The organism is Mycobacterium sp., from assembly GCF_032162105.1.
In the GTDB taxonomy this organism is placed as follows: Bacteria; Actinomycetota; Actinomycetes; order Mycobacteriales; family Mycobacteriaceae; genus Mycobacterium.
In genome coordinates this window covers 1-3,003 of sequence record NZ_JAVRPS010000299.1, presented here as the reverse complement: position 1 = coordinate 3,003, position 3,003 = coordinate 1, and the positions used below count along the sequence as shown (strand labels likewise).

4 protein-coding genes are annotated in these 3,003 nt (G+C 66.4%); 3 read left to right on the top strand and 1 reads right to left on the bottom strand.

The features are described 5' to 3' along the window. Window positions 1-80 precede the first annotated feature (80 nt). Entirely contained in the window at window positions 81-314 is a 234-nt protein-coding gene (locus tag QOC69_RS15395) for a hypothetical protein (RefSeq protein ID WP_526440969.1), read from the bottom strand. Window positions 315-435: 121 nt separating this feature from the next. Here QOC69_RS15395 and QOC69_RS15390 point away from each other — a divergent pair, with 121 nt between their 5' ends. The 3 genes from QOC69_RS15390 to QOC69_RS15380 all read left to right on the top strand — a co-directional run. Continuing rightward, window positions 436-1,389 (top strand): ABC transporter substrate-binding protein, encoded by a 954-nt coding sequence (locus tag QOC69_RS15390; RefSeq protein WP_526440967.1) that lies wholly within the window; start codon window positions 436-438, stop codon window positions 1,387-1,389. Window positions 1,390-1,409: 20 nt separating this feature from the next. Next, entirely contained in the window at window positions 1,410-2,516 is a 1,107-nt protein-coding gene (locus QOC69_RS15385) for an ABC transporter ATP-binding protein (protein ID WP_526440965.1), read from the top strand. Then, on the top strand, window positions 2,513-3,003 hold a 491-nt coding region (locus QOC69_RS15380; RefSeq protein ID WP_526440963.1), incomplete at its 3' end, for an ABC transporter permease. The genes QOC69_RS15385 and QOC69_RS15380, both read left to right, overlap by 4 nt.

Sequence of the window (3,003 nt, the reverse complement as noted above, 5' to 3'; positions counted from 1 at the left end):
TTCGGGTCGGTACTCATGACTCCATCTTTGCCCGTCGGGCCTGCGAATGAAACCGGCGGTACCGGTTTATCACCGGAGCGTCAGAGCGACTCGATGATCCGGCTCGCGGTGGGAAGATCGACGTTCGCCTCGGCTCGGTAGGCCTTGATGGCGCCGATCTTGTCGCCTGAGGCGAGCAGCTGCTGCACGTGGGCCGGAACCTGGGTTCGGGCGAGCGTCTGCAGATCGGGCATCGGCACGCCGGTCTTCGCGTAGAGGTGCTGGACGAGCTGCTCGAGCACGCCGAGCCGTTCGTAAACGTCGTTGGATGTCATCGGCTCAGTGTCCCACCCGGTTTGCGGGCAACCCGTCCGCTCAGCACGAGGTAAAGCCAGGCGACATCCCGCGAAGGCCGTTAGGGTCTCGGAAAGCAGGTGCGCCCCGAAAGGACTTGCGATGAGCCCCGCGCGACGAACCGTGCACAAGAGAAGTCTGGCCGTACTCGCAGCCGTACTCGCCCTCATCGCCACGGCATGCGGGAGTTCCAACCCGCTCGGCGGTGGCGAGATATCGGGTGACCTCAAGTCGATCGCGGTGGGTTCCGCGGACTTCCCGGAGTCCAAGATCATCGCCGAGATCTACGCTCAGGCGCTGGAGGCCAACGGTTTCGACATCCGGCGGCAATTCGGCATCGGCAGCCGCGAGACCTACATCCCTGCGGTCAAGGATCACTCCATCGACCTCATCCCCGAGTACACCGGCAACCTGCTGCAGTACTTCGACAAGGCGACCAAGGCGACCGATCCGACGTCCGTCGAGTTGGCCCTCTACCGTGCGCTGCCCGGCGACCTGTCGATCCTGACGCCGTCGCCGGCCAACGACCAGGACACCGTCGCGGTCACCGACGGGACGGCCAAGAAGTGGAACCTCAAGACCATCGGTGACCTCGCGGCGCACTCCGCGGAGGTGAAGTTCGGGGCGCCGTCGGAGTTCCTGAACCGGGCCGAGGGCCTGCCAGGGCTCAAGGCGAAGTACGGCCTCGACGTGGCGCCTGCCAACTTCATCGCCATCAGCGACGGCGGCGGCCCGGCGACGGTGCGTGCACTCGTCGACGGCACGGTGACGGCCGCGGACATCTTCAGCACGTCGCCGGCGATCCCGCAGAACAAGCTGGTGGTCCTCGAGGATCCGAAGAACAACTTCCTGGCCGCCAACGTCGTACCGCTGGTCGCGTCGCAGAAGTTGTCGGACCAGCTCAAGACGGTGCTGGACGCCGTCAGCGCCAAGCTGAGCACCGAGGCCCTCATCGAGATGAACACCGAGACGTCGGGCAACAGCGGTATCGACCCCGAAGAGGCGGCGAAGAAGTGGATTCAGCAGAACGGGTTCGACAAGCCGGTCGCAGGCTAGAACACCAGGAATAGGGCCAGATGATCAATTTCGACGCCGTCCGCAAGGTCTACCCCGACGGCACGGTCGCGGTCGACGACCTCACGCTCGAGGTGCCCGACGGCACGCTGGCCGCATTCGTCGGTCCGTCCGGCTGTGGCAAGACCACCTCGATGCGGATGATCAATCGGATGATCGACCCGTCGGCAGGCAAGCTGACCGTGGACGGCAACGACGTCACCAAGGTCGACCCGGTGCAGTTGCGCCTTGGCATCGGCTACGTGATTCAGAGCGCCGGCTTGATGCCCCACCTGAAGGTCATCGACAACGTCGCCACCGTCCCCGTGCTCAAGGGCGAATCCCGGCGCAGCGCCCGCAAGGCCGCGCTCGGCGTACTCGAGCGCGTCGGGCTGGATCCGAAGTTGGCCAACCGCTACCCGGCTCAGCTCTCGGGCGGGCAGCAGCAGCGCGTCGGCGTGGCCCGTGCACTTGCCGCCGATCCGCCGATCCTGCTGATGGACGAGCCCTTCAGCGCCGTGGACCCGGTGGTCCGCGAGGAGCTGCAGACCGAAATCCTGCGACTGCAAAGCGAATTGCGTAAGACCATCGTGTTCGTCACCCACGACATCGACGAGGCGATCAAGCTCGGCGAGAAGGTCGCGGTGTTCGGCCGTGGCGGCAAGTTGCAGCAATACGACGCGCCCGCGCGGCTGCTGTCCAACCCCGCCAACGACTTCGTCGCCGGTTTCGTCGGCGCCGACCGCGGCTACCGGGGCCTGCAGTTCTTTCACGCCACCGGCCTTCCGCTGCACGACGTCCGGACCGTCGGCGAGCCCGGCATCGACTCCATGGACCTGAGCCAGGGGGAGTGGGCCCTGGTCATCAAGCCCGACGGCTCCCCCTACGCGTGGATCAACGCCCACGGGGTCGAACTCCACCGCAGCGGAAGCACGTTGTACGACAGCAGCATTGCCGGTGGGTCGCTGTTCCGGCCGGGAGGCACGCTGCGGCTGGCGCTCGACGCCGCGCTGTCCTCACCCTCTGGGCTGGGTGTGGCGGTTGATGAGTCCGAGCAGGTGATCGGCGGTGTCAAGGCCGCCGACGTGCTGGCGGCGCTGGAGGCGCAGCGGGGCGGGACCGAGCCGTGAACTACCTCCTGAACCACCTCGACGACGCGTGGGCGTTGACGCTGATCCACTTGCGGCTGTCGTTGGTCCCCTTGGTGCTGGGCTTGCTGATCGCGGTTCCGCTTGGGGCGTTCGTGCATCGAAACACGTTGTGGCGCAGGATCACCACGGTCACTGCGAGCATCATCTTCACCGTTCCGTCCCTCGCGCTGTTCGTGGTGCTGCCGCTGATCATCCCGACCCGGATCCTCGACGAGTCCAACGTCATCGTGGCGCTGACGCTGTACACCGTCGCGCTGCTCGTCCGCGTGGTACCCGAAGCGCTCGACGCGGTGCCGCCCGCCGTGCTGGACGCCGCCACCGCCGTTGGCTACCGCCCGCTCGTGCGAGTCCTGAAAGTTGAACTACCGCTGGCCATTCCGGTGCTCGTCGCGGGCCTTCGCGTGGTCGCCGTCACCAACATCTCGATGGTGTCGGTCGGCTCCGTGATCGGGATCGGCGGCCTTGG